Annotated in this window: 28 protein-coding genes, 1 pseudogene and 1 riboswitch; of the genes and pseudogenes, 14 read left to right on the forward strand and 15 right to left on the reverse strand. The window is 38.6% G+C overall.

All coding sequences use genetic code 11. The features are described from left to right. Positions 1-167: 167 nt before the first annotated feature. From N178_RS14375 to N178_RS14385, 4 genes are all read right to left on the reverse strand, one after another. Complete coding sequence (locus N178_RS14375; protein WP_052942402.1) at positions 168-557, reverse strand: hypothetical protein; 390 nt, start codon at positions 555-557, stop codon at positions 168-170. A gap of 83 nt (positions 558-640) precedes the next feature. After that, positions 641-814 (reverse strand): hypothetical protein, encoded by a 174-nt coding sequence (locus tag N178_RS27045; protein WP_169746669.1) that lies wholly within the window; start codon positions 812-814, stop codon positions 641-643. Between the two features lie 114 nt (positions 815-928). After that, positions 929-2,095: an ABC transporter permease gene (locus N178_RS14380; protein ID WP_045293030.1), complete on the reverse strand. Its 1,167-nt coding sequence runs from the start codon at positions 2,093-2,095 to the stop codon at positions 929-931. Position 2,096: 1 nt separating this feature from the next. Next, entirely contained in the window at positions 2,097-2,834 is a 738-nt protein-coding gene (locus N178_RS14385; RefSeq protein WP_045293032.1) for an ABC transporter ATP-binding protein, read from the reverse strand. A gap of 175 nt (positions 2,835-3,009) precedes the next feature. Between N178_RS14385 and N178_RS14390 the strand changes: the two genes are divergently transcribed. The 3 genes from N178_RS14390 (at position 3,010) to N178_RS14400 (ending at position 6,197) form a co-directional block, all read left to right on the forward strand. Beyond that, positions 3,010-3,708 (forward strand): LytR/AlgR family response regulator transcription factor, encoded by a 699-nt coding sequence (locus tag N178_RS14390; RefSeq protein ID WP_045293034.1) that lies wholly within the window; start codon positions 3,010-3,012, stop codon positions 3,706-3,708. Positions 3,709-3,725: 17 nt separating this feature from the next. Then, on the forward strand, positions 3,726-4,676 hold the full coding sequence (locus N178_RS14395) for a sensor histidine kinase (RefSeq protein ID WP_045293036.1): 951 nt from the start codon (positions 3,726-3,728) through the stop codon (positions 4,674-4,676). Between the two features lie 219 nt (positions 4,677-4,895). Next, positions 4,896-6,197, forward strand: a complete 1,302-nt coding sequence (locus tag N178_RS14400; protein WP_045293037.1) for an NCS2 family permease — start codon at positions 4,896-4,898, stop codon at positions 6,195-6,197. Between the two features lie 61 nt (positions 6,198-6,258). Here N178_RS14400 and N178_RS27050 read toward each other — a convergent pair whose 3' ends face one another. After that, on the reverse strand, positions 6,259-6,423 hold the full coding sequence (locus N178_RS27050; protein WP_169746670.1) for a hypothetical protein: 165 nt from the start codon (positions 6,421-6,423) through the stop codon (positions 6,259-6,261). 173 nt (positions 6,424-6,596) lie between these two features. Here N178_RS27050 and N178_RS14405 point away from each other — a divergent pair, with 173 nt between their 5' ends. Further along, positions 6,597-7,766, forward strand: coding sequence for an MFS transporter (locus N178_RS14405; RefSeq protein ID WP_045293038.1), 1,170 nt, complete (start codon positions 6,597-6,599; stop codon positions 7,764-7,766). A gap of 160 nt (positions 7,767-7,926) precedes the next feature. Here the strand turns inward: N178_RS14405 and N178_RS14410 are convergent, their stop codons facing one another. Continuing rightward, positions 7,927-8,373, reverse strand: a complete 447-nt coding sequence (locus N178_RS14410; protein WP_045293039.1) for a GNAT family N-acetyltransferase — start codon at positions 8,371-8,373, stop codon at positions 7,927-7,929. 113 nt (positions 8,374-8,486) lie between these two features. Between N178_RS14410 and N178_RS25520 the strand changes: the two genes are divergently transcribed. Both N178_RS25520 and N178_RS14420 read left to right on the forward strand, forming a co-directional pair. After that, the gene (locus N178_RS25520; RefSeq protein WP_080890189.1) at positions 8,487-8,966 is read left to right on the forward strand and encodes a CotG/ExsB N-terminal domain-containing protein; all 480 of its coding nucleotides are present in this window, start codon (positions 8,487-8,489) and stop codon (positions 8,964-8,966) included. A 157-nt stretch (positions 8,967-9,123) separates the two neighbouring features. Further along, positions 9,124-9,921, forward strand: coding sequence for a VOC family protein (locus N178_RS14420; protein ID WP_045293040.1), 798 nt, complete (start codon positions 9,124-9,126; stop codon positions 9,919-9,921). Positions 9,922-9,939: 18 nt separating this feature from the next. Here N178_RS14420 and N178_RS14425 read toward each other — a convergent pair whose 3' ends face one another. From N178_RS14425 to N178_RS14445, 5 genes and pseudogenes are all read right to left on the reverse strand, one after another. Beyond that, complete coding sequence (locus N178_RS14425) at positions 9,940-11,553, reverse strand: M20/M25/M40 family metallo-hydrolase (RefSeq protein ID WP_045293041.1); 1,614 nt, start codon at positions 11,551-11,553, stop codon at positions 9,940-9,942. A 465-nt stretch (positions 11,554-12,018) separates the two neighbouring features. Next, a complete protein-coding gene (locus N178_RS14430; protein ID WP_045293042.1) occupies positions 12,019-12,261 on the reverse strand; it encodes a hypothetical protein in 243 nt (80 codons plus the stop codon). 68 nt (positions 12,262-12,329) lie between these two features. Further along, positions 12,330-12,431: riboswitch (SAM riboswitch) on the reverse strand. 62 nt (positions 12,432-12,493) lie between these two features. After that, positions 12,494-13,648, reverse strand: a complete 1,155-nt coding sequence (locus tag N178_RS14435) for a M20 peptidase aminoacylase family protein (RefSeq protein ID WP_045293043.1) — start codon at positions 13,646-13,648, stop codon at positions 12,494-12,496. Between the two features lie 47 nt (positions 13,649-13,695). Next, positions 13,696-14,201: pseudogene (locus tag N178_RS14440) on the reverse strand (GNAT family N-acetyltransferase). A gap of 206 nt (positions 14,202-14,407) precedes the next feature. Further along, complete coding sequence (locus tag N178_RS14445; protein ID WP_045293044.1) at positions 14,408-15,652, reverse strand: methyl-accepting chemotaxis protein; 1,245 nt, start codon at positions 15,650-15,652, stop codon at positions 14,408-14,410. 261 nt (positions 15,653-15,913) lie between these two features. On the opposite strand from N178_RS14445, the gene N178_RS14450 reads away from it, so the two are divergent. Further along, a complete protein-coding gene (locus N178_RS14450; RefSeq protein ID WP_045293045.1) occupies positions 15,914-16,666 on the forward strand; it encodes a M48 family metallopeptidase in 753 nt (250 codons plus the stop codon). 199 nt (positions 16,667-16,865) lie between these two features. On the opposite strand, the gene N178_RS14455 is transcribed toward N178_RS14450, so the two are convergent. After that, positions 16,866-17,273, reverse strand: a complete 408-nt coding sequence (locus N178_RS14455; RefSeq protein ID WP_016763340.1) for a DUF1259 domain-containing protein — start codon at positions 17,271-17,273, stop codon at positions 16,866-16,868. Positions 17,274-17,526: 253 nt separating this feature from the next. Here N178_RS14455 and N178_RS14460 point away from each other — a divergent pair, with 253 nt between their 5' ends. From N178_RS14460 to lepB, 4 genes are all read left to right on the forward strand, one after another. Continuing rightward, on the forward strand, positions 17,527-17,865 hold the full coding sequence (locus N178_RS14460) for a YmaF family protein (RefSeq protein ID WP_013055902.1): 339 nt from the start codon (positions 17,527-17,529) through the stop codon (positions 17,863-17,865). A gap of 138 nt (positions 17,866-18,003) precedes the next feature. Further along, positions 18,004-18,141: a hypothetical protein gene (locus tag N178_RS26750; RefSeq protein WP_160297359.1), complete on the forward strand. Its 138-nt coding sequence runs from the start codon at positions 18,004-18,006 to the stop codon at positions 18,139-18,141. A 313-nt stretch (positions 18,142-18,454) separates the two neighbouring features. After that, the gene (locus N178_RS14465) at positions 18,455-18,790 is read left to right on the forward strand and encodes a LapA family protein (RefSeq protein ID WP_045293046.1); all 336 of its coding nucleotides are present in this window, start codon (positions 18,455-18,457) and stop codon (positions 18,788-18,790) included. Between the two features lie 190 nt (positions 18,791-18,980). Beyond that, positions 18,981-19,532, forward strand: coding sequence for a signal peptidase I (gene lepB / locus N178_RS14470; protein WP_045293047.1), 552 nt, complete (start codon positions 18,981-18,983; stop codon positions 19,530-19,532). 35 nt (positions 19,533-19,567) lie between these two features. On the opposite strand, the gene N178_RS14475 is transcribed toward lepB, so the two are convergent. Beyond that, positions 19,568-20,014, reverse strand: a complete 447-nt coding sequence (locus N178_RS14475) for a YndM family protein (protein WP_016763336.1) — start codon at positions 20,012-20,014, stop codon at positions 19,568-19,570. 141 nt (positions 20,015-20,155) lie between these two features. Here N178_RS14475 and N178_RS14480 point away from each other — a divergent pair, with 141 nt between their 5' ends. Continuing rightward, positions 20,156-21,031 (forward strand): aldose 1-epimerase family protein, encoded by an 876-nt coding sequence (locus tag N178_RS14480; protein ID WP_045293048.1) that lies wholly within the window; start codon positions 20,156-20,158, stop codon positions 21,029-21,031. Positions 21,032-21,180: 149 nt separating this feature from the next. Here the strand turns inward: N178_RS14480 and N178_RS14485 are convergent, their stop codons facing one another. Then, on the reverse strand, positions 21,181-22,047 hold the full coding sequence (locus N178_RS14485) for a gamma-glutamylcyclotransferase family protein (protein WP_045293049.1): 867 nt from the start codon (positions 22,045-22,047) through the stop codon (positions 21,181-21,183). Between the two features lie 5 nt (positions 22,048-22,052). Further along, positions 22,053-22,451: an SMU1112c/YaeR family gloxylase I-like metalloprotein gene (gene gloA2 / locus N178_RS14490; RefSeq protein ID WP_014461134.1), complete on the reverse strand. Its 399-nt coding sequence runs from the start codon at positions 22,449-22,451 to the stop codon at positions 22,053-22,055. Positions 22,452-22,598: 147 nt separating this feature from the next. Here gloA2 and N178_RS14495 point away from each other — a divergent pair, with 147 nt between their 5' ends. Together N178_RS14495 and N178_RS14500 are read left to right on the forward strand one after the other, a co-directional pair. After that, positions 22,599-22,799 (forward strand): hypothetical protein, encoded by a 201-nt coding sequence (locus N178_RS14495; RefSeq protein WP_029325051.1) that lies wholly within the window; start codon positions 22,599-22,601, stop codon positions 22,797-22,799. A gap of 228 nt (positions 22,800-23,027) precedes the next feature. Then, positions 23,028-23,393, forward strand: coding sequence for a MerR family transcriptional regulator (locus N178_RS14500; protein WP_013055894.1), 366 nt, complete (start codon positions 23,028-23,030; stop codon positions 23,391-23,393). Positions 23,394-23,437 lie beyond the last annotated feature (44 nt).

Here is a 23,437-nt window from a genome sequence, read left to right on the forward strand (position 1 = left end):
CATACGTGACAAAACTAGTATGAATTCGTCAAAGAAAGTGGACGTTCAACAAATGAAGAAAATGATGTCATTATTCCTTAAGAAAACTCGTACAAACCTTCTGCAAAATAACAAAATTCGCCCTGTGGAATCCCCTTGCCATATCCCTTAAAAAAGCCGCGCGCTCTTTACCTGTAAAGACGCCCCATTTCATAGACAATGTGCTCGCGCTTTTTTTCATTATCTTCTTTCTCTAAATACTCTCTTACCGTCTTTCCTTCAAAAAATTCTAGCAGCAGCCAGCTTTGTTCTGGGGGTTGAACAAACTCGTAAGCATTCGGACTTCGAAATTTCTCCAGCGTTTTTATATTTTTTAATACATAATATTCCTTAAATAACCATTTTCTGTACTTTTCCCCTTTTGCTCGCTTTAAAACATATCTCCCTTTAGCGGTATGAAGAATACCGACATCCGATGTCCACACTTGCTTTGGAAACGTCACTTTTTCGCTTTGCTTTACATATTTTTTTATAGAATGAGGAATTTCTTCTACTATAATAGGCTGCAGCTGTCTCACTCTCCTTTCCTTTCTTTCTACATTCTCTTTTAATTTCTATTTCTCTACAAAAAAAGGCTGAGACATAACGAGATCACTTCAATCTAGAGACCGATAAATGGGATACATGAGCTGGACTGCTTGTTATACCACTGTTGCTTTCCGTGCAAGACTTCGCTTTCCGCGGGCGGACGGTAAGCCTCCTCGTCGCTTCCGCTCCTGTGGGTCTCACCTGTTCCGCTTTTCCCGCAAGAGTCTCCGTCTTTCCCTCCAATCAACAGCTAGAAGCAACTAACTGCATACTTGAAACCTACGTTCACCATTTCAATAAAAAAAACCGAACGATCACTCGTTCGGACTTTCCTTCAACTAAACTACTTTTGCCCAATCTCTTAACCTTTACCAAGCACCCAGCGGCTTTTCGTAAACATCGTATGACCAAGGACAAATAAAACAACTGTACAAATCGACAAGCTTCCTATTGTATAGACAAGACTCTGCATGTCGTAGACACCGTAGAGAAGTTGTTTCATAAGTGCAAATACGTTATAAATAGGAATTAAAAATACGCTTGAGTCCAGCTCGTGTACGGATTTCCCTATTAGTAAAAAGTATGGAAGCATGGCTACCATCATAATTTGAGATGTATAGCTCTGCGCTTCTTTAACCGAATTCGCCAAAAGGCTAAGAATGCATAATACCATAGCTCCTAGCAGTGCTAGCAGGGTAAGGGTGACTAAAAACGAGAAGATAAAGGTTATAAAATGACCGTTGAGCTGCAGTGCATCATTTAATGCGGTTGTTAAATAACGTACAGACAGAACAAATGTAAATGTGGACAAAAGACCGCTCAGTATACCAAATGTCGAGATTGTAAGCCATTTCCCAATCAATAATTGCGTTCGTTTTACAGGAGACATCAATAGAGCTTCCATCGTCTTCCGTTCTTTTTCACCTGCAAAAATATCATTTGCTGAAGGAAGAATCCCCCCCAAAACGCCCATAATGATAATCATTGGCGCAAACATCGCAATCATTGTTAAAGAACCGTCATCGTCTTTAGATAATCCTTTTTCAATTACATTAAATGGGGCAACGGTTTGGCTATTTACATTTAATTGATTTAAGCGTTCGCTGACTATGGCTTCTCGATGTTTATTCAAGATATTTTGTATATACTCCGCTGTAGCACTTGAGTTCATGCTCGCCTCATCCGTATAAATAGTAACTTCTGGCGATTTCATGTTAAGCACTTCTGAAGAAAAATTGTCCGACAGCTTTAAAGCCGCTAATGCGTTTCCTTCTTCTACAGCGCTGAGTGGATTTTTGCTTTCAATTACTTTGATACTGTCATCGTTTTTTAGCCAGTCGATTACACTGGCATCAGAACCTTTTGTAACAGCTACCGACATGGAATCTGTTTGATCACTGGCCATCATTTTGTCTACAAAAAGGATAATTCCTACATTTAATAAAATGGGAATCAACACGCTAAAAATAATGGTTTTGCGGTCTCGAAAACAATCAATCAACTCTTTTTTATAGATGTGCCAAATCATATTAAGCCCCCCTCACGATACGGGACATGAAGATGTAGTTTAAATCTGTGCTTTCTTCTTCTTTATACAGCTGTTCGTTTGTTCCTTGATAAATCATTTTCCCTTTATGAATCATGATGATCGACTGACACAGCATCTCTACTTCTTCCATAATGTGACTGGAAAAAATAATCGTTTTTCCTTCTCTTTGCAGACTTTTAATAAGCTCGCGAAACATGTTTGCTGATGTAATGTCTAATCCTGTAGTCGGTTCATCAAATAGGATAACGTCCGGGTTATGAAGAATAGTGCGTGCAATGGCTACTTTTTGACGCATTCCTTTTGAAAAGCCTCCGACGCGGCGGTCCAAGTAGTCTTTCATTCCAAAACGTTTGGCCAGTTCCTCAATCCTTATCTTTGTTTCATGTTTGCTCATTCCATAAAACTTAGCAAAATAAGCTAAGTTTTCACGAGCTGTCAAACGGTCGTATAAACCTGTTTCACCGCCAAAAAGCACGCCGATTTTTTGCTTTATTTTATCAGGCTGTTTATGAATGTTAATTCCGTGAATGAACATATTACCTTCCGATGGTTCAAGTACAGTCGACAGCATACGTAAAAGAGTTGTTTTCCCCGCTCCATTTTCACCTAATAGTCCTACAATTTCTCCTTGTGCGATGGTTACATGAATATCTTGAACAGCTGCAATTGTTTGCTTTTTCTCTTTAAAATATTTCGTCACACCTTTGATTTCAATCATATCCGCTCTCCCCTTTTACTGTGATTGACTATATCTTAGCTTATTTTTTATACAGCATCTTCCATCTTGTCATAAAGAGGGTTTTTTATGTCGCGAAACGTCCTTCCTATCTTGTAAATCATGGTAAAATAGTGTGGTAATATCCAATAGAATGAAACAAAGAGGGTTTTTATTTATGAAGGTAGGATTAGTGGATGATCATTCATATGATTTAGAGAAATTGAGGATTTCTTTAGAAAGAGAAGATGATATAGACATACTTTTTTCGACTAGCAGCGCGGAGGAAGCTTATAACGAAATTAAAAAAAATGAAATTGATTTATTAATTACAGATATTGAAATGCCGAAGCTATCAGGTTATGAGCTTGCAAACTTTATCAATGCTTACGCGCTTAATATTCAAGTCATCTTTGTCACTGGGCACAGCGGCTTTGCCGTTCATGCGTTTGAACTCAACGTTTTAGACTACATTATGAAGCCATATTCTAAAGAGCGTCTGTTAAAAGGCATTCAGCGTTTTCATCAAAAAAAACAATCAAATAACACAAGAGATAAGCTTATTTTAAAACAAAAAACCGAAATGCAAGTGCTGAGCAAACAAGATATTATATTTGCAGAACGAACGGGTCGATCTACCACCATCATAACGACAAATGGAGAGTTTAGTACGTATCAATCGTTAAACGAAATTGAAAAAGAATTAACAGCGAGTCATTTTCTAAGGTCTCATCGAGCTTTTATTATCAATATTTCCTATATTCAAAATTTCTCCCTGTATACTAAGCACTCATACTCAGTGATGTTTCAAAGCACCGAAAAAACAGCTTTAATCACGAAAACAAATTTAGACATCTTGCAAAAAGAATACTTTTAAAGGAGGAACTATTTAAAATGAAACTATTTTACACACTAGTTTTACTAACTGTTTTCGTGCTCCTCTTTTTTAAAGACCTGCCTGTTAGCTTACATCTCCTATTTAGTTCTTTTATAATTGGTTCATTTTTTATATGGGGAAAGAAATATCAAACGGCTCCTTCACTAACGATAAAAAAAGCAATCGTACTGACGTCTTTTTTCCTGCTTTTATTTAGCCTATCTTCACCTTTTAGTATTGGGCTAACCGTTATCGCAATGATTTGTTGCATGACCGACATGTTTTCGTCTTATCAACAATACATATTCGTAACCAACCGGGAAAGCAGTGCTTCACGTGAAATTCAAAAAAACAATGAGCTTTTTCAAGCATTAAGAGCTGAAAGACATGATTTTATTAAACATGTCAGCGCCGTATCCTATCTTCTAGAAACAAATCAAAGACAGCAGGCACAAGAGTATATTCAAGATTACGTTGAAGCTTTGAATGATACCCATTCATATATTCAAGGTGAACATTCGCACGTAGCTTCTGTTGTACATCAAAGCAAAAATCAAGCACATACGTGGGGAATACATATGAATGTTCAATTAGATTCACCGTTATCACAGCTACCTTTAAAGCACCTTGACCAAATGAATCTCATCATGAATTTACTGCATAATGCTTTAGAAGCTGCTCATTCTTCTGAGAAAAAAGAGATAACCGTTTCGAGTATGATTCGAAGTGGCATTTACATTTTAGAAGTCAGCAATTCTACCGCTCCTTTATCACGAGAGCGTCAAGATCACTTGTTTACTTCTTTTCATGTGACAGAAAAGAAAGAACGCCACGAAGGCCTTGGCACGTGGATCATTTCTGAACTTGTTTCTAACTACCACGGACGCTTGGAATATACGTATCACGATTTAACTCTTTCCATTAAAATAAAATTTCCGATAGTCGTTACCTCAAAACAAGCAACATAGCCGCTATAGCCCAAGCGGCTTTTTTTCGTATGAGCCTCTTCTATACGCGCACACTATAAAAAGCACCGAAAAAAAGAAATATTTCACACTTGTTTTAGCTCTTTTATCGTCACTTTTTTAGTTTTTGATTTTTTATATGCAAATCTATTGCATTTCAAGTAAAAAACGAATATTATATATCATGTTGCTTTTAATGTTCGTTATTTTTGGAGGTTACTTATGTTTAAGTTAAAAGAATATAACACGGATGCTAAAACGGAGATTTTAGCTGGTATTACAACGTTTTTAACCATGATTTATATCGTCATTGTAAACCCAGTTATTTTGTCCAGCGCCGGCGTTCCTTTTGATCAAGTATTTACAGCTACTATTATTTCAGCAGTCGTAGCTACGCTATGGATGGCTCTTGCAGCTAACTATCCAATTGCTATTGCTCCCGGTATGGGAATGAACGCATACTTTGCTGCTTTAGTGGTTGGTTCAAATGGAAGTATCGACTATGCTACTGCTTTTTCAGCTGTATTCGTAGCGGGTATTATCTTTATCATCCTATCGTTAACATCATTTCGTGAAAAATTAATTGAAGCTATTCCAAGCAATTTAAAGCACGCGATCAGTGCTGGTATCGGTTTATTTATTGCTTTTATCGGACTTCGTTCAGCCGGTATTATTGTTGCAAATAAATCAAATTTAATTGGACTTGGTGATTTGCAGTCTGAAAAAGTAGTTTTAACACTGATCGGACTTGCGATTACAATCATTTTATATACGCTAAATGTAAACGGCGCTTTATTCTTCGGTATGATTATTACCGGATTAATTGCTTTCTTTAGAGGACAGCTTTCATTTGATAAAGGTTTGTTTGCTTCCCCTCACCTTCCAGACGGCTTAATGATCTCAAATCCTTTTGCTGCTTTTGGAGATGTTATTCACCATGATTTGTACACAGTTGTTTTTTCTTTCTTACTTGTGACGATTTTTGATACAACAGGTACAATGGTAGGTGTAGCTCAACAGGCCGGTCTTATGAAAGGTAATAAGATGCCTCGCGTGCGTCAAGCATTGCTTGCTGACTCATTTGGTACAACGATTGGAGCTTTATTTGGTACAAGCCCAACAACGGCTTACGTTGAATCTTCATCTGGTGTAGCAGCAGGCGGACGTACAGGTCTAACGGGCGTGACGGTAGCCATTCTATTTATTGTTGCAGCATTCTTTAGTCCGGTTGTAAGCTCGGTTTCTGGCGTAGCAGCTATTACTTCACCTGCATTAATTATTGTCGGAAGCTTGATGATGGGTGCTGTAGCTAAAATTAATTGGAATGACTTTGATGAAGCGTTCCCTGCCTTTTTAGTTGTTCTAGCAATGCCTCTTACATCCAGTATTGCAACAGGAATTGCCCTTGGCTTCATTTCTTATCCGTTAATGAAGCTGGTAAAGGGAAAAGGCAAACAAGTTCATCCGCTTGTGTATGTCTTTGCTATTTTATTTCTCTATCAGCTCATCTTTTTACCGCATTAAAAAAGCTTGGAGATTCGTCTCCAAGCTTTTTTTATTGAAAGTGATTGTTATTTTCTTTTGTTTAATAAAGATAATTTTCCACATAGATTTGTTCTGCGTCAGAAGCATTCTTGATCCCTCCTTCTGGATCTAGCTCGATACTTCTCTTTTTAGCTATATAATCCACTAGCGCCCCAAACCCTAAAAGACCGCCTATAACCCCAGCAAATACAATCCATATTGGCAATCGCTTCACGCCCCTTTTTTTTAATTGTATCAGCTTCAGCGCAACAGGTAAATATTAACATAGTTATCCATTTGTAAATAAAACGCTTTTTACCAAATATACGTAAAAAACGTCTTTGTATTTGGTATACTAAACTCACGGCATGTTCTACAGAGAAAGGGGCTTAATTGCATATGAACAAACAGCTTGGAACGTTAATGTTTGTTATTTTTATGGTATTTGTCGGCTTCGGAGTGATCATCCCCATCGTACCTGAAGTTATTCGTGCCACGGGTGCAAGCACGGTCAATTTAGGGATACTCATGGCTAGCTATTCGATCGCATCTTTTATTACCGCACCTTTTTGGGGAAAGCTTTCCGATATAAAAGGCCGCCGTCCCATCTTACTTTGGGGCTTACTTGGCTTTAGCGCAAGCTTTTTTCTTTTTTCGGTGGCAGAAAACTCTCTGACTTTAATGTATACGTCACGCATCATCGGAGGTTTGTTTGCAGGAGCTGTTATTCCTTGTGCTTTTGCATACGCTTCTGATAGTACAGATGAAGAAAACCGCACGAAAGCAATGGGACTGTTAGGAATGTCGATTGGCTTAGGCTTTATTTTTGGACCGGCATTAGGCGGTGTCCTTTCATCTTTCGGCTTGTTTGTTCCCTTCGTTATCTCTGGTATCTTGTCACTGATTATGACAGCGTTCTCATTCTTTACGTTAAAAGAATCTTTACGAAAAGAATCTGCTGCCAAAGTACAGACATCCAGATGGCATGACTTCACGTCAGATTTTCAAGGAGCTATGAAGTATTTATATGTTCTTTCATTTTTAGCAACTTTTACGCTCGCTGGATTAGAAGCTACTTTTCAATTTTTTCAAATAGCGAAAATTAATGCTACTCCTACGACAATTGGATGGATGTTTATGGCGAGCGGTTTAACTCAAGCGCTGATTCAAGGCGGTGTGCTGCAGCGATTTAAAAAAGGAAATGAAAAAAAGCTGATGGCCATTGGCTTGTTGGTTTCAGCAATAGGATTCACGTCTATTTTGTTATCTTCTAGTGCCGCTAACGCTACCTTATTTCTGTGCATATTTACAGCAGGAAATGCCCTTATTCGTCCTTGTGTCCTCTCTTTAATTACGATGAGAACCAAAGTAGGATATGGCTCTGCTTCTGGGCTAACTGCTTCAATGGATAGCTTAGGGCGTATTTTTGGCCCTCTGCTTGGTGCATTTGCCTTTAAACTCAATATGACGCTGCCTTTTATTATAGGAGCAGTTGTCACTTTAGCTGCTTTACTGCTGATTCAGCGCCATACAGCTCTAGATTATTCTGAGCAAACACTGTCATCGTAGAGGCTGGTACAGAAGTATTTTAGTTAAAGGAAGATCCGAACGATGAATCGAGATTCTTGATAAAGAATCCAACGCGTTCGGATCTTTTCATTGGTATGGTAAACGTAGGTTTCATGTATCCCATTTGTTCATCTTTAGATTGAATTGATTTCGTTATGTCTCAATCTCTTTTCATCGTTACTAACACAAGATTATCAGCAGCTGCAGTGCGTTTTATAATGGAAAACCGATGAGCTTCGTACAGCTTAATAGCAGGTGTATTTCGTTCGGCTGTCGACACGATATATTCACATTTTGAATATCTTTGAAATACATGTATTAAAAGACGGCTTCCAATTCCTTTTCGAAAGTACCGAGGACGCACAACGAGGCGGCAAATCGTTAATCGCTCATTTTCTTTTTCAAACGACAGCACGCCTGCTAGCTTACCTTCAATTATTTCTCCGATAAACACTTCCTTGCTTTTCATAATATCCTCTTTGCTTTCTGTAAGCTGAGGAATATCTGAAAAACCAATGATCCTAGCTTCTTCTTGATAAGCTTCTACTTGCACAGCTACTATTTGAAGAGCGATATCCACTCTTTGATGTTCGAGGGTTTGAAGCATGAAGAACACTCCATTTCTTTCACAAATTTAGACAAATTCCATGTTTTCACTATATCCAAACGCCTTCCTTGTACATATTGTATTATGTACCGAATTAGCCAGGAGGTGTTTATATGCATATCACTGCTGAAAGAATTAGAGAAGCAACAGAAGCGCTTGCTTCTACTGAGCTTGAAACATTTATGTACCAAGAGCCAACTGCTCTTCACAGACGCTCTCGTCGTCGTTCTACTCGCCGCACTACTCGCCGTTCTACTCGCCGCACTACTCGCCGCACTACTCGCCGTTCTACTCGCCGCACTACTCGCCGTTCTACTCGCCGCACTACTCGCCGCACTACTCGCCGTTCTACTCGCCGCACTACTCGCCGCACTACTCGCCGTTCTACTCGCCGCACTACTCGCCGTTCTACTCGTCGTTCTACTCGCCGCACTACTCGCCGTTCTACTCGCCGCACTACTCGCCGTTCTACTCGTCGTTCTACTCGCCGTTCTAGCCGTCGCCGCTGTCGCTGCGGTTCACCTTGCTGCTCATATCCATGGTTTAATAAATCATTTGGCTGCTGCTTTAAAGGGCATGGCTGTCGCCGCTAAATAAATCTAAAGCAAGTCGAGTTTAAAACATACGCGGCTTGCTTTTTTTAACGATTTCTGTTTTTTTTATTTTACATAATTATTCGTTTCATTCTTCTTGAAGGAGAAAACAAAGTATAATAATAGGAAAGACTCTCTCTTAAAAGGAGGACTATCCATGCGCCTATCTTTTGATCACCTTGTTCATTTTTCACCTGATCCTATCAAAGCTCAGAAAGAACTAAACGAATACGGAATAAATGTTATTAAAGGCGGTACCCATGAAAAATGGGGTACTTTTAACACGTTGGCATATTTTCAGCTGAGCTATATTGAGTGGCTTGGACTCAGAGATATCGCATTAGCTCAAACAGTTACAGATAATGATCTTATTCAGCAGCTTGTTAACGAACATACGCCGTTTGGTCATTTTGGCCGATTTGCCCTTCGTACAGATGATATGGATTTGCTGATAAAAGAGCTGCAAAGCAAAAGCTACGCTGTAAAAGGTCCTGTAGCGGGTTCTCGTCAAACCACTGATGGAGAAAAACTTCAATGGAAAATGTGTTTTATTGAAGCTGACCACGATTCCTTGCCTCTTCCTTTTTTTATTGAATGGGGTGAACCAGAAGAAAAACGCAAACCAAAGCTAGCTGCTCTTTCTTCCCACCAAGCTGGTCAGCTGCAGCTAAAAAATATTTACTGTGCTGTACATAACCTCGAAAAATCCATCAGCAAGTGGACGAAACTGCTGGGCGTTCAGTCTGGCGAAAGCTACAAAGACTCTTTACTTGATGCACGTTGCCAAAAACTATATATCAATGGAGGAAACCTTATCTTTTGTAGCGGAACACATGGCGTTGTCCATGATACATTAAAAAAAGTTGGAGAACGTCCATTTTTGGTTGAATTGGATCACGCTCTAACATCGCAACAAATTACCGTACAAGGAGCTTCTTTTAAATTCAACAAATAAACATCCGCAAGCGGATGTTTATTTCTGTGCTTCTTTTATAGCTTGATAAATGAAGTGAGGCAAAATTTCAAAGGAATACTGAACGTCTAATCTTTCGGTCCATTGGTGCGCATCTCTTCCCAGCGGTCCAATATTCAGCACCGGCATCTTCAGCTCCTCTAGCTCTTCTAGCGGGATATGATACCCTTTATTCCATAGCGGCATGTTTGCTACTAACGTGTTAAATGTATGAAGCGGATGCTGCAGGCTGGCATAGCTTAAATCCGAAATTCCCCCAAAATAACTTTGTTCAACTAGCTCCACCTGAAATTGCTCTTTGGCAGTTTCCTGTACGTTTGACAAAATCCCTTGTACAAACGGATCATCATGTGAACAAACGGCCGGATAAAAAGGCGGGGTAAAAAATAAGACCATCATCGGAGCTGCTTCTTTACATAAACCAGCTAAAGTGTTTACTAATTTAATGGTTTTATTTCTGTCATCATCTTCTTGTGCCAAAAGTGCTTCTTCCATTTCTTGCACATATTTTTCACCGTGCTGTTTGACTGCATGAGTATAAAGTTCTTCATACGTCCATACGTTCACTTCAAGAGATGAACCCTCCATTCCCGCAGCATACTGCCTAGCGGCTTTATTATAATGTTTTTTTACATTCAAAGCCGCTTTGTGAGCCGATTTCAACAGCAGATCTGTCACCTCTTTAAGAGAGCGGTTTAACATAAATAAATTAAACAATACAACGGCAGAGTGCGGAACTTGAACTGAATACTCTTCTTTTAAATCTTTTTGTATCAGCACCGTAGGAGGTGGACTCGTTTCATCTCTTACTTTTTCGCAAAAATCAACGTTTAATTCTATTTCTTTTGTTAAATAAGAAGCTAGTAAATTAGCATTCAAACCAGCTAGCGGTTCCCCTACGTGAGTTTCTTTTCCATAACACAAGAAGCTTGGCATGATCTTGCCAATCGATCCTGAGTACACATAATTCGTTTGATCTCCAGGATAGCGGCTGAACACTGGTTCTGCATTTAGCATGAGAGAAAAATCCAGCTGATGTTTGCGCGCAAGTTCTAAAAGAACAGGCACTGCTTTTCTCATTCCGAGCGAATTTACTTCTTCATCTGGCACTGACAGCAGCAGGATGTTTCCGTCAAACTCCCCGTTGCATGCTCGTTCAATCATACTGATATGCAGGGCAATGCCTGCTTTCATGTCCATCGTTCCTCGGCCAAAAAGCCAGTCTCCTTTTATCATATCTTTTTGTACGTGCGCCGGAACTTGTTCCATATGGTTATAAAAAGTACTCGTTAACGTATCAGCGTGAAAAGCATCCTTTTTCCACTGTCCATAATCTTGTACATCCACTACATCGTAATGACTTACTAATACAACTGTTTTATTCTTATTTTTCCCTTCAACAAAAGCTGTGACAATCGATCGCCCATCTCCTGTTGAATGAAGCTCGACTTGCTCGTTTTTGTGAAAGTAAGGCAGCTTCAATAAATAAGACGCTATCGATTCAGCCATTTCCACTTCTGCCATCGTTCCTGTCACGCTAGGTATAGAAACCAATTCGCTTACAAGCTTCTTTAACTGTTCTTTTGTTTGATACAAAGATGTTTTGTTCGACATACCCTTCATCTCTTTCCTTTTTCTAAATTTTCCATCAAACAAAACGATTCGTCAATCCCTTTGACAGAGACCCTTTCATTCTATCCCTATGTATCATAGTATGCGCTGCCTTGACGCACATGATAAAAAAAGAGTGCGCGGCTAGGGCTAGCACCGCACACTCTTTTTTTACTTTTCGTCATCTTCTAAAAAGTCTAGGATACGATCAATAAGCTGTTCGCTTCCTGCATCGTTCCCATGTTCAAGAGACATTTCCATTTCAATGCTCCTTTCATAAAATATTCTTGTTTTATAACATACCACAATTCATTTCGAATGTAACCTTTAATTTGTGTAAAAATTTCGACAATTTATGATTAATTTTAAAACTTAGTGAGTAATGATTATACCCACCAGATTCTTCGATTGTCAAAAAACATGCTTTCTATTTAAAAACACTTTAAAAATAGAGGCGCGAGAAGACTTCTATAACAGACAGCCTACTCGCTCAAGCTTGGAACAGCATGATGAATAAATTTCTAGTTCATTTGCTTTTTGTACATCTTTAATATCTATGCCTACAGCATATGTACGAACTTGGTTTTCGACCACAATTTCGTAAAATGTTTCTAATTCACGATAAGCTACTTCATAATGCTTTCCTAATAATTTCACGGCTTCCTTTAATGCTTTCTCTCCTGTATGTGCTGCTACTGCTGTATGACTCATAAAACCCTCTCCTTTTAGAAAAATAAAAAAAACTCATTTTGCTTTGATGCAAAATGAGTTTTTCACCCGTTTTATCACCCAAAGCACATGCTTTGCTGGTAGGAGCACCTTACATTCGTAGGTTGCTGTGGAGTCAAAGAGCCAGATCTCTCGTCCACTCGTGATAACTTTTTAATTTAAAATTTATTTTATCAAACAATTTCATCCGCGTAAATAGAAAAATAAAAATATTTTAATTTTTCGGGTAATGGAATGAATTCAAAAAATGAAAACTTAGATTAGCAAAATAAGAAGCTGCTACAAGTAACGCCTCTTCATTTAATGAAAAAGAAGGATGGTGCCATTCATATTCTCCAGCTGTACCCATCCATACAAAAAATCCTGGTACATGCTGCTGATATACGGCAAAATCTTCTCCTCCAGGCGATTGTTCAGCTTCTACGACTTGATAACTAAGATCCTCTGCAGCGTTAATAGCCAGTTTTTCCAGCGTATCATCATTGTTTACTACAGGAAGATATGGATACCATTTAACGTCTACTGAAGCCCCGAAAGCTGCTCCAATCCCTTCAGCAGTTCGTTTCATAAGAGCCGGTATTTTTTCTCTCGCTTCTTCTTGAAAGGTACGCACCGTTCCTTCAAGCGTTACTTTGTCAGGAATGACGTTCCACGAGCTCCCTCCATGAATTTGAGTTATGCTGACAACAACATTTTGAAATGGGCTGAGATTACGGCTGACAATGGTTTGTAAACTAGTCACGATTTGACCAGCAGCAGCAATCGGATCTACTGTTTTTTCTGGAATACCCGCGTGACCTCCTACTCCTTTGACGTCAATTTCAAAACGATCAACACTTGCCATTAAAGGTCCCGATTTGATACCAATGGTTCCTACAGGAAGATCCGGTTTGTTATGCATCCCAAATATCGCTTCTACTCCGTCGAGCACACCTTTTTCAACTAGCATTTTTGCCCCGGAAGCCGTTTCTTCGGCCGGTTGAAAGATAAATCGAACCGTACCGCAAAGCTCCTGCTGACGTTCTTTAAGAAGAATGGCTGCTCCGATTATAGAAGCCGTATGAAAATCATGGCCGCATGCGTGCATAACACCGTTTACTTTAGATGCAAATGGCAGATTGGTTTTTTCTTCAATTGGCAGCGCATCAATATCAGCTCGAATTGCGATAGTAGGTCCCGGCTTTCCTCCCGCGATTTCCGCTACTGCTCCTACGTCTAATTGGAATACATCTGCTATAGAAATATCATAGTGCTTTAACCACTTTTTAATACGTTTAGTTGTTTCATATTCTTTCATTGAAAGCTCTGGAAACCGGTGCAGCTCACGGCGTATGTCTATCAGCGTATTTAGTAGTAATTGATCTGTCATATTTATCACTCTTTCACATTTCTTAATTTGGAGAACTTCTCTATCTTTTACGATAAAGAGGGTACCTCATTGAGTTTTTTATAAAGAAATACGGTCGTATAGTCTTCTGCAAGGTGCTTTTCTTTAGCTTGAACATATCCTTTTCGTTCATACATTTCAACTAACCAAGGATGTTCTTTTGCTGTTCCTAAAGACACACCTGGTGATTTAAACGTATTTTTTATTACCTCTTCCTCTACTAGACGCAGCAGCTTAGATCCAACGCCTTGCCTGGCAAACGACGGGTCTACTGCAAACCACCAAAGATGCGGAACAGCAAACAGACCTGGATGTTCTCCCAAGGCATTCGTATCGACACAGTAGCAGCGATTCTTTTCTCTTCTTCATATACATAGCAAAGGTTTTGAGAAATATTTTTCTTAACGAGAGCAAGATCAGCAGTAGCTGCTAAGAAAGGAATGCCTAGCTCTCGAATAGGCTTATATGCTTGTAGAGTTAAGTTCAATAAGCTATCTGCGTCTTCATTTGTTGCCAAACGGAATTCATTTTTCATCTCTTCGTCTCCTTATGTAGTGCTTAAATATTTTATTTAACTTATAAGTTTACTAAGAATTAAAAAAGACAGACTGCCGCCTTGCGTACTCACTATACAGCTGCTTTTATAACGTGTCAATTCTATTTATCGTTTTCTATAAAGGGTATAAATAAAACAAATACACGTAGAAAACTGCGCGTATTACGTACATATCAAGATAGACTTCAGGACTCACTTACCGTAGATTTTAAATTAGCGGCCAACGTCACAAGTTCTTCTATAGATGCTAACTCCTCTTGTGAAGCCGCAGCTACTTCTTCAGCGTAAGCAGCTGCTTGTTTAGCAACCTCCGAAAGGGCCATGACAGACTCCATTACCTTGAACGAATACCCATCAATTTCTCCTGTTGCCTTTGTCATTTTGTTCATTTGTTCTTGAGCGGCAAAGACATCTTCCATAATTGTGGAAAACTGTTGCGTTACATCTTCGACAGTGGAAATACCAAGCGTGACTTCTTCCGTATTGATTTCCATGTTTTGATAAGCCAGCTTTGCCTGTGCTTCAATTTCTTTTAACAGATGACTGATTTGTATAGCGGACGTTTTAGATTCTTCCGCTAGCTTACGTACTTCCCCTGCTACTACAGCAAAACCTTTCCCATGTTCTCCAGCCCTTGCAGCTTCAATAGCAGCATTAAGTGCAAGAAGATTTGTTTGTTCAGCAATTCTTGTAATTGTATTAATAATGCGGCCAATTTCTGCGGAACGGTCTTCGAGCCCCTTTACTTCACTAGTGGATATCTTAACTGTTTCATAGATTTTATTCATTTGATCCGTCACCTCTTTCACCGCAACATTTCCGGTAGAAGCATGTTCAGAGGCTCTGTTCATCGATTGTTGTACCTTTGAAGAATGATCAGTCATTTTCTGAAGCAGCTTGGCCATATCCACCATAGCTTGCTCGGTTTCAACCACACTTAACAACTGCTTATCAGAACCCGCAGCAATTTCTTGAATAGACATCGTAACTTCTGTTACAGCTGTTTTTGTTTCCTCCATGCTTGCAAGCAATTGCTCTGAGGAATGACTGACCGTGCTCGTTGTTTTACTTATTTTCTGACGCAGCGTTCTCATGTGAGTCATCATTTCATTAAATGAAGATATGAGTGTACTAATCTCATTTTTCTCTTTCAAAGGAACAACATCTACAGATAAATCACCGTTTGAAATCCCTTTCATTGTTTTTGACAAATTTTCAACCGCAATTATGTAGCGACGTATGATAAAATAGAACACGGTAGTTGTAAAAGAAACAAACAGAAATGTAATCACTAGCGTAATCGAAGCTGCTTGCTCTTGTTTCACAATAAGATAATAATTTGTTACTTCAATTACAGTAGATGTTATGGCCATCATGGCTGCAATCATACATAGCATTTTCATGCGTAAACTTTGAAAAGCTTTTTTCATTTTTTCATCCCCTATACAATCTAAAGACATAGAATGTCTAATCTATATTAGTAGTATCGGCATATTTTTATATTTTTTTGTAAAAACTAAAGAAGAATTGAAACAATTATTATTGGCGCTTTTCCACTAAATATTGGAATACATATCATTCTGCAAGGCGCTGCAACAGCAGTTGATAACTGTCTGATTATTCTTTCATTTGACCAAACTCTACCTTTGCTTATAAAATGAAGATTTGTAGAAAGGAGTACGAAAAATTTTATGTATACGTATCAAACAGGCAATCAAACAATTGACTACAAAATTGAAGTCGTTCCAAATAGAACCGATATCACGGTGCAAATTTGTGACAAAGAAGGGGTAAAAGTTATTATCCCAAGAGGTCTTAATGAAAACAATGTGCGTTCAATCATCGCACGCAAAGCAACATGGATTTTAAAACAACTAAACGTTTCACAACCAGCTGAGGAAAAGCCGGCTGCTCCAAAGACAGAAGCAGTAAAAAAAGAAACAGCTAAAAAAGAGGCTCCTAAAGCAGCAGCTTCTGCAGCTAAAACTGGTTCTTTTGAAGAAGGAGACAAATTCCCTTACCTAGGGCGTCAATACCGCTTAAACATCGTTCGTGGAGATGTAGCAAAAGCTGAAATGACATTCCGTGCAAAATTCATTGCTACAGTACCTGAAAGCTGGAACGAGCAGCAAACAAATGAAGGTATTGGACAACTATTAACAGAATGGTACCAAGGCCGCGCAGGTGAAAAATTCCAAGAAGCTTTGAAATCTGTTAAAAAAGCAGCAGACAATGCTCCTGAATCTGTTAAATGGGACGAGTTAGGTGAAGAATATGCTACGACTCAAGATAATACAATCGTATTAAACTGGCGTTTGCTAACAGCTCCTCTTGCAACAATTGAATATGTCATTGCTTCTCAATTTACAAATGCAGATGAATTATTCGAAGATGCAGCTGAACGCAAACAGTGGTTAAGCGATAACACCCTAAACGCATTTTAAGTTTATACATAAAAAAAGCACGCGGCGAACGCGTGCTTTTTTTATTTTTAAGAGTCTCACTGCTCAAAAATTAGTTAACCTGATAGCTTCATTCAATTGCATCTTATAAACAAATATATAATATACATGTTTAAAGGTTTATTAATCTAATTTTAAAAGCAGTAAGTAAGACTAAACTGATTTTATATAAAGCTGATTTTTACCCTTTTAATACTCTAAACGCTTCTCTTACTTTTCGTGCAAAATCTAACGGTGGCTCTACAGATTCAAAGTGCATATACATTGCTCTCGGCTCTTCAAATAGCCAATGGTTGTGAACGGCCGTAACCTTAATATCTCTTTTTCTAAGCTCCGTTAATAATGGATTTACTTCTTCTTGCAAAAGCACGGTTTCACCTAGATTCAGTGCTCTTCCTTTACTATCTAAATCTTCAAAAGTAAAAAATTGAGGAGTAACTAATGGAGAGCGTGTTGGACGCCCTAAAATTTTAAAACGAATAGTACGAAACTTTTGTACCAAACAAACGCCATTTTCATCTAAACTGCCTTGTCCACCTAAAATTCTCGCAAACTCCTGACATAAACTCTTTTTATTTTCCCAACTCATTATGCTGACTTCCTCTCTTATAATAACTTGTCCTTCCTTAATAAATATATGTGAAAGTTATCAAGTAGAAACGGCAAACACACAGGAAAACTACCCATTTTATAAATCCTGATTATCAAAAGTCATATTTATTTTTCTTTGTTCATATCAATAGCATGTATTTTTGAATTTAACTAAAAAGAGAAATTCAGATTCCTATTTAAAGAATTTACTTAAACAGTTTTTTAAAATTGAATTTGTAGGGGGAAGTAAAATGAAAAAAATAGGCAAGGATGATTTTATTTCAGGGTTTGTTCCTCATCACAATCATGGCTCAGTGGACTACACTTCTGTTGCATCAGGACATGTCCATCAGTGCCTCGATGTAACGTCTCCTCCAATTCAAAGCGAGGATGGAAGCCACATTCACTATACAGAAGGCTATGTTGTGTTTGAAGACGGACATACACATCATTACAAAGCCTACTCTGGTCCCGCTATTCCCATTGGCAACGGTATGCATGTTCACTATTATGACTTTTACACCAGCGAAGACAACCAGCATCGGCATCATGTCAAAGGCGTAGACCACCCTGCTCCAGGTGATAGATAATGAAATAATTTAATGCAATTAAGCTAAAGTCTCAGCTTGCGTTTATATAAACTCTTTAATAAAAGTGAGGCTGGGACAACAGTATCTTAGCCCAAGTGAAAAACGAATACAGCTTCATCTGTTTCGTCCTTCTAGCAGTTGATTGAAGGGCAAGGCAAAGACTCCTGCGGGAAAAGCGTAACAGATGAGACCCCGCAGGAGCGCAAGCGACGAGGAGGCTCAGCGGCCGCCCGCGGAAAGCGAAGCCTTGCATGGAAATCAACTGCGGTGTCATAAGCGGTTCAGCTCATGTATCTCATTTGTTCGTCTTTAGGAATGAAAGTCTCTCCCTCTGCTTAATCTGCTTAAGCAAAAAAGGATACGCGAGCTCTTTATTCCAAAAATTCGACAGACCGGGTCTTTGGACATGTCAAAGTTTCTACATCAATCGATATATTGTGTTTTAAAAGAAAGATATATATAATCAAGAAAATGTTTGATTTTGTTTAAATGTGGATACGTATACCTATAAGCAAGATAGCAAACACTTAAGACGAGTGGTTACGCTACAAAAGTTGTAATGACCATGTAAAGAAAGGAAGTGCAGCTTATGAAAGGACAGAGCTTTTTTATTTTAGGACTTATATTTGCTCTTATCATTGCTGTTTTAGCTGTAATTAACAACGATCCTGTACAATTTAACTATGTATTTGGTTCACAAAAATGGCCTCTTATTTTAATCATCTTAACAACGGCTGTGTTTGGAGGAGTTGTTGCTGCTTCATTGAGCTTTGTAAAAATTGTTCAACTAAGAGGACAAGTGAAACAGAAAAACAAGCGAATTGCTGAACTGGAAGAAGAAATCAAGCAGCATAAGTCTGTTGAGCCTGTTTTGGAAGAAGAGCCGAATCAACCAGTTACTCGAACTGAGCGCGCTCAGTTATAATAAAAAAGAGCCGTTATTTTAAAGAATAACGGCTCTTTTCATTTTTTGTTCCGCCAAGCATATTTTCGCGATACACGCATAAATAGATAGATATGGAAAACTTTAGTTCTGAATGGTACAATCAACACTGTTATATCTCTATGAAAAACTTAAATTGACAGTCTTACCGTTAAGAAGGTGTTCATCCATTATGGTCAATAAAAAACTAAAGCGTGAAATTCTTACATACACAAGCGTCATCCTCGGCACTGTTTTGCTTTCTGTGGTCGTTCAGCACTATTGGTTTCAGCCCTACACTGTAAAAGGCGATTCTATGAAGCCTATTTTGCACGAAGGCAATCGAATTATTATTAACAAACACAGCAAGCTGGAGCGCTTTGACATTGTCGTTTTGCAAGCTCCCTACAGCAGTGATTTTCTAGTAAAGCGCATTGTGGGCTTACCAGGAGAAACGGTCGAATACAAAGATGATGTTCTGTATATAAATAATAAGGTCAAAAAAGAGCCGCATCTTCATAAATATTTATCCAAAGTGCCCGTTTACGAGCGATTCACCGAAAATTTTTCAACGTACGAACTGTCTCCAGACGGCACGATACCGGACGGATACGTATTAGTGCTAGGTGACAACAGACGTATCAGCCGAGATGGAAGGCATTTTGGCCTTACTCCTATCTCTTCAATCATGGGAGAAGTCAACATGAAATACTGGCCTTTAAAAGAAATGACTTTTATGCATTAACACATAAAAAGAAAGCTCAAAATTGAGCTTTCTTTTTATTTTGGGTTTTCCTTGTTTTCTACATGCTGTTCTTCTGCAAATTCTGTGTCATACGCTAGTTTTCGCTTAAAAGCCGGGCGCGTTCTCGCTGTATGCTTTGTTTCAATATGGTTGAATAAGTAGCGGTGAACAAAAACCTCAGCAAATGTAATAATAGCTGCAGAAATAATACTTCCCCAAGCAATTTGAACGTAACTGTCTAATAACAATGTGCCAAAAATCCATACGCTCATATAGGTTAGAACAAATTCAACAATAATAGCATCACGGTTGCCCACTCGAGGCAGTACAATTCGATCCACTACTAGATATGTCACAACTGTCGTTAGCAAGCTAAAAGAAATAATGTCTCCGATGGTTGCATCAAAAAACAAATCAAGGCCTATACCAAACGCAATAAGTGCCGCTGCAAATTTAATGAGCAATAATGTTGCATGATTCATATTTGAACCCTCCTTTTTCTATATTAATTTGAACAAAAATAGGGAAATTAATACCTTTTTTGCCAAGAAGGGTATAATATAAGCAAAGCCAGTACGTTTGAGACAGCTCTAGCGTACAACAATGATTTGGGAGATGTTGTAATGATTGTACTAGAAAATAGCGAAATGAAAGTCAGCATTGAAGAAAAAGGAGCGGAAGTTGTAGAAGTATTTCATAAAGAAAAAGGCCTGCAGTTTATGTGGAGCGGAGACCCTACTTATTGGGGACGAGTATCGCCCGTATTGTTTCCAATCGTAGGCCGATTAAAAAATGATCAGTATACCGTTGATCAGCGCGAATACTCTTTGCCTCAGCACGGCTTTTTACGTGATTCTACTTTCAGCGTGATTGAGCAAACAAACGAAACAGCACGGCTGAAATTTGCCACAAACGGCCATTTTAAAGACGTGTATCCGTTTGAATGTTCAGTTGAAATTAGCTACCGTCTGGAAAACAACCGATTAACGTTTCAGTGGAAAGTAGTAAATGAAGATAAAGAGAATATGTATTTTTCAATTGGAGCCCACCCTGCTTTTCGTATTCCGTTACGTGAAAACGAGCAGATTTCTGATTACTTTTTAGAAATAGAGCCTTCTGAAACTACGCCAAAGGAATTTGTATTAAAAGACGCGCTTATTCATGAAAAAGGAGCTGCAGAAAATTTGCATCAGCTGCCGCTAAGCGCAGGTTTATTTGCAAATGATGCGTTAATTTTTAGCCATATTGACGGAATTACAATTAAATCGGCGGTTAATGAAAATCAAATTAACGTTCAGTTTAATGATTTCCCGTACGTAGGTATTTGGTCAAAGTATGATGCAGAAAATCATACAATCGCTCCATTTCTTTGCATCGAACCTTGGTTTGGAATTGCAGATACGCATGACCACAACGGAAATTTCAAAGAAAAATTAGGCATCAACCGTTTATCAAAAGACAGTGTATTTCAAACAGAATTCTCTGTTTCCTTTAACTAATTCAACACATAACAAAATCAATCCAATAAACAGCTAGAAGCAGCTAAATAGATTAAGCCTGCGTTCACCATAACAATGAAAAGCTCCGAACGATTACTCGTTCGGAGCTTTCTTCAACTAAACTACTTTTGTCTTTGCTTCTTTTTATATTAGTTATTTACGACATCACTATTTTTTAGCGCATGGACTTGCTCTATTAGCTTCTGAACGTATTCTTCGCTGAGTACACCTGTTGCTCCTCGAATAATTTCAGCCGAATAATGATCCGGAGGTGCGACTTCTTTTTCTTTATTTAACACAAAAAAAGTAAGAACATGATCCACAATCTTTCCTTCATGCTCTACAGAGATAATGGCAGGACGATAGCCGTTATTATCTACGCCTTCTCTGCCGTAAAGGTACGTAATCGCTTCAGGAGGCACGCGGTACAGTTTGCCTTCAACGACTCCGCCTTCTTCAACCATGTCTGCACGTCCTCCGTCATGAATAACGTGGTTATATCGAAGCGTATAGCCTTTAAAAACAGCTTTGCCGAGACAGTCTTGGAAATACTGATCCACCCCGTGCTTAATAAAACGATCGTTATCCATACATGAACCGTAAGCAAAGTACAGCATACCTTCTAATAAATCTTCTTTCCACACGCGCCAGTTTCCGCCTGGGATAAATTCTTGCAGCAGGGAACGATCTCTTGCTACATATACAACGGCTTCAAATTCACCTTGGTCCGTTTCAACCGTTTGCACAACTTTATCATATTCATTGTCTTTATGACCTTCGTGAATATAACCTTCTAATTCATCAAGCGCCTTCCACATAAGCTGATCGGTCACTTCATATACTTCTCCGTACGTAATATGTTCACTGTCGATATCAAGCATAGGATAGCCTTGCTTAGTGTCATATAATTTCCCTTTCGTTTTTGCCTGCTTGGCAATTGAGCGCGCATGATGCAGCAATCCGTGATTACCTTCTCCTTCAAGAAGCGTTCCGTATACGAATAAATAATTGCACATACTCCTTATTCCCCCTCTTTCTCTTCATAAAGCTCTAGCGGTAACCCGTCCGGATCAGCAAAAAATGTGAATTTTTTTCCCGTTAGTTCATCTACCCTAATAGGTTCCACATCAATCCCTTGCTGCTCTAGTTCACGCTTGGAATCCTCTACGCTTTCAACCGCAAAAGCTAAATGGCGTAAGCCGCACGCTTCAGGTCTTGAAGGACGCTGTGGCGGATTTGGAAACGAGAACAACTCAATTTGATAGCCAGGAGCTACTTCTAAATCTAGCTTATATGAATCTCTTTCTTTTCTATATGTTTCTTCTATAATCTTGCATCCTAACACATTTACATAAAAAGCTTTTGAACGTTCATAATTACTTCCTATAATGGCTACGTGGTGCATTCGTTTTAAATTCATTTCATTCTCCCATAAAAACCCTTTTCTAATCATCCTACACAAAATGCCGGCAAACATCAAATAATTACGTTATCACCTTTGACTAGAGTGATAAAAGTCACGGACATAGCGCTTCATAACAAGTAATATAACAACGAGGTGAATAACATGATTTCGTTAACATTTAAAGCCAGAATTGACCGAACTCAAAATTTAGATTCGTTAAAAGAAGAAGCTGCTATTATGCACCGTATTGCTGATCAGCTATCTCCAATGAGCCCTGAGTTCATAGAATATACTGAACGTATTCAATATGTGTATGAACGCATGCACATTATCGTACGTCATCCTACTAAAAAACTCGCTTAATACAAGCGAGTTTTTTTTATAAAATCTTTGTCAAACTACCTTATTTTGAGATATACTGAATGCTAATAAAAAAATGAAACTTTTTGATCTTACGCGCGTATACTTAATTACGATAGGATAAAAGATAAATAGTTGCGTAGATAAAAACCATCACGTGATGGTTGACATAGTTAAAGGAGGTGGTATTCTGATGGGGTTGCGACATACAAAATTGGAGAACTTGCAGAGATGGCACATGTAACGAAACGCACGGTTGACTATTATACTAACATTGGGTTATTAAAAGCAGAACGCTCTGCTTCTAACTATCGCTTTTATAACGAAGAAGCGCTGAAACGTCTTTACTTAATTGAAAAATTAAAAAGCGAAGGCCGTTCTCTTGAAGAGATTTCTTCTCTATTTTCTATAGAGCAATCCGAGAATAGCCACTCCAAAGACGAATTAGCATCCAAATTTTACGTACTAAACGACAGTTTAAAAGAAGTTGCACCGCTTATGGAAAAGCTGAATGAAGAAGATCGAAAAGTAATGATGAATCGGCTCTCACCAGAAAGCGTCACTCTTTTGCACTCTTTACTGCTGCTGCTGTCGTAAATTTATTATTTACAGGAGGTGTTTACTTACTTTATAGCACTATA

The sequence above is a fragment of the Priestia aryabhattai B8W22 genome (assembly GCF_000956595.1).
Classification (GTDB): Bacteria; Bacillota; Bacilli; order Bacillales; family Bacillaceae_H; genus Priestia; species Priestia aryabhattai.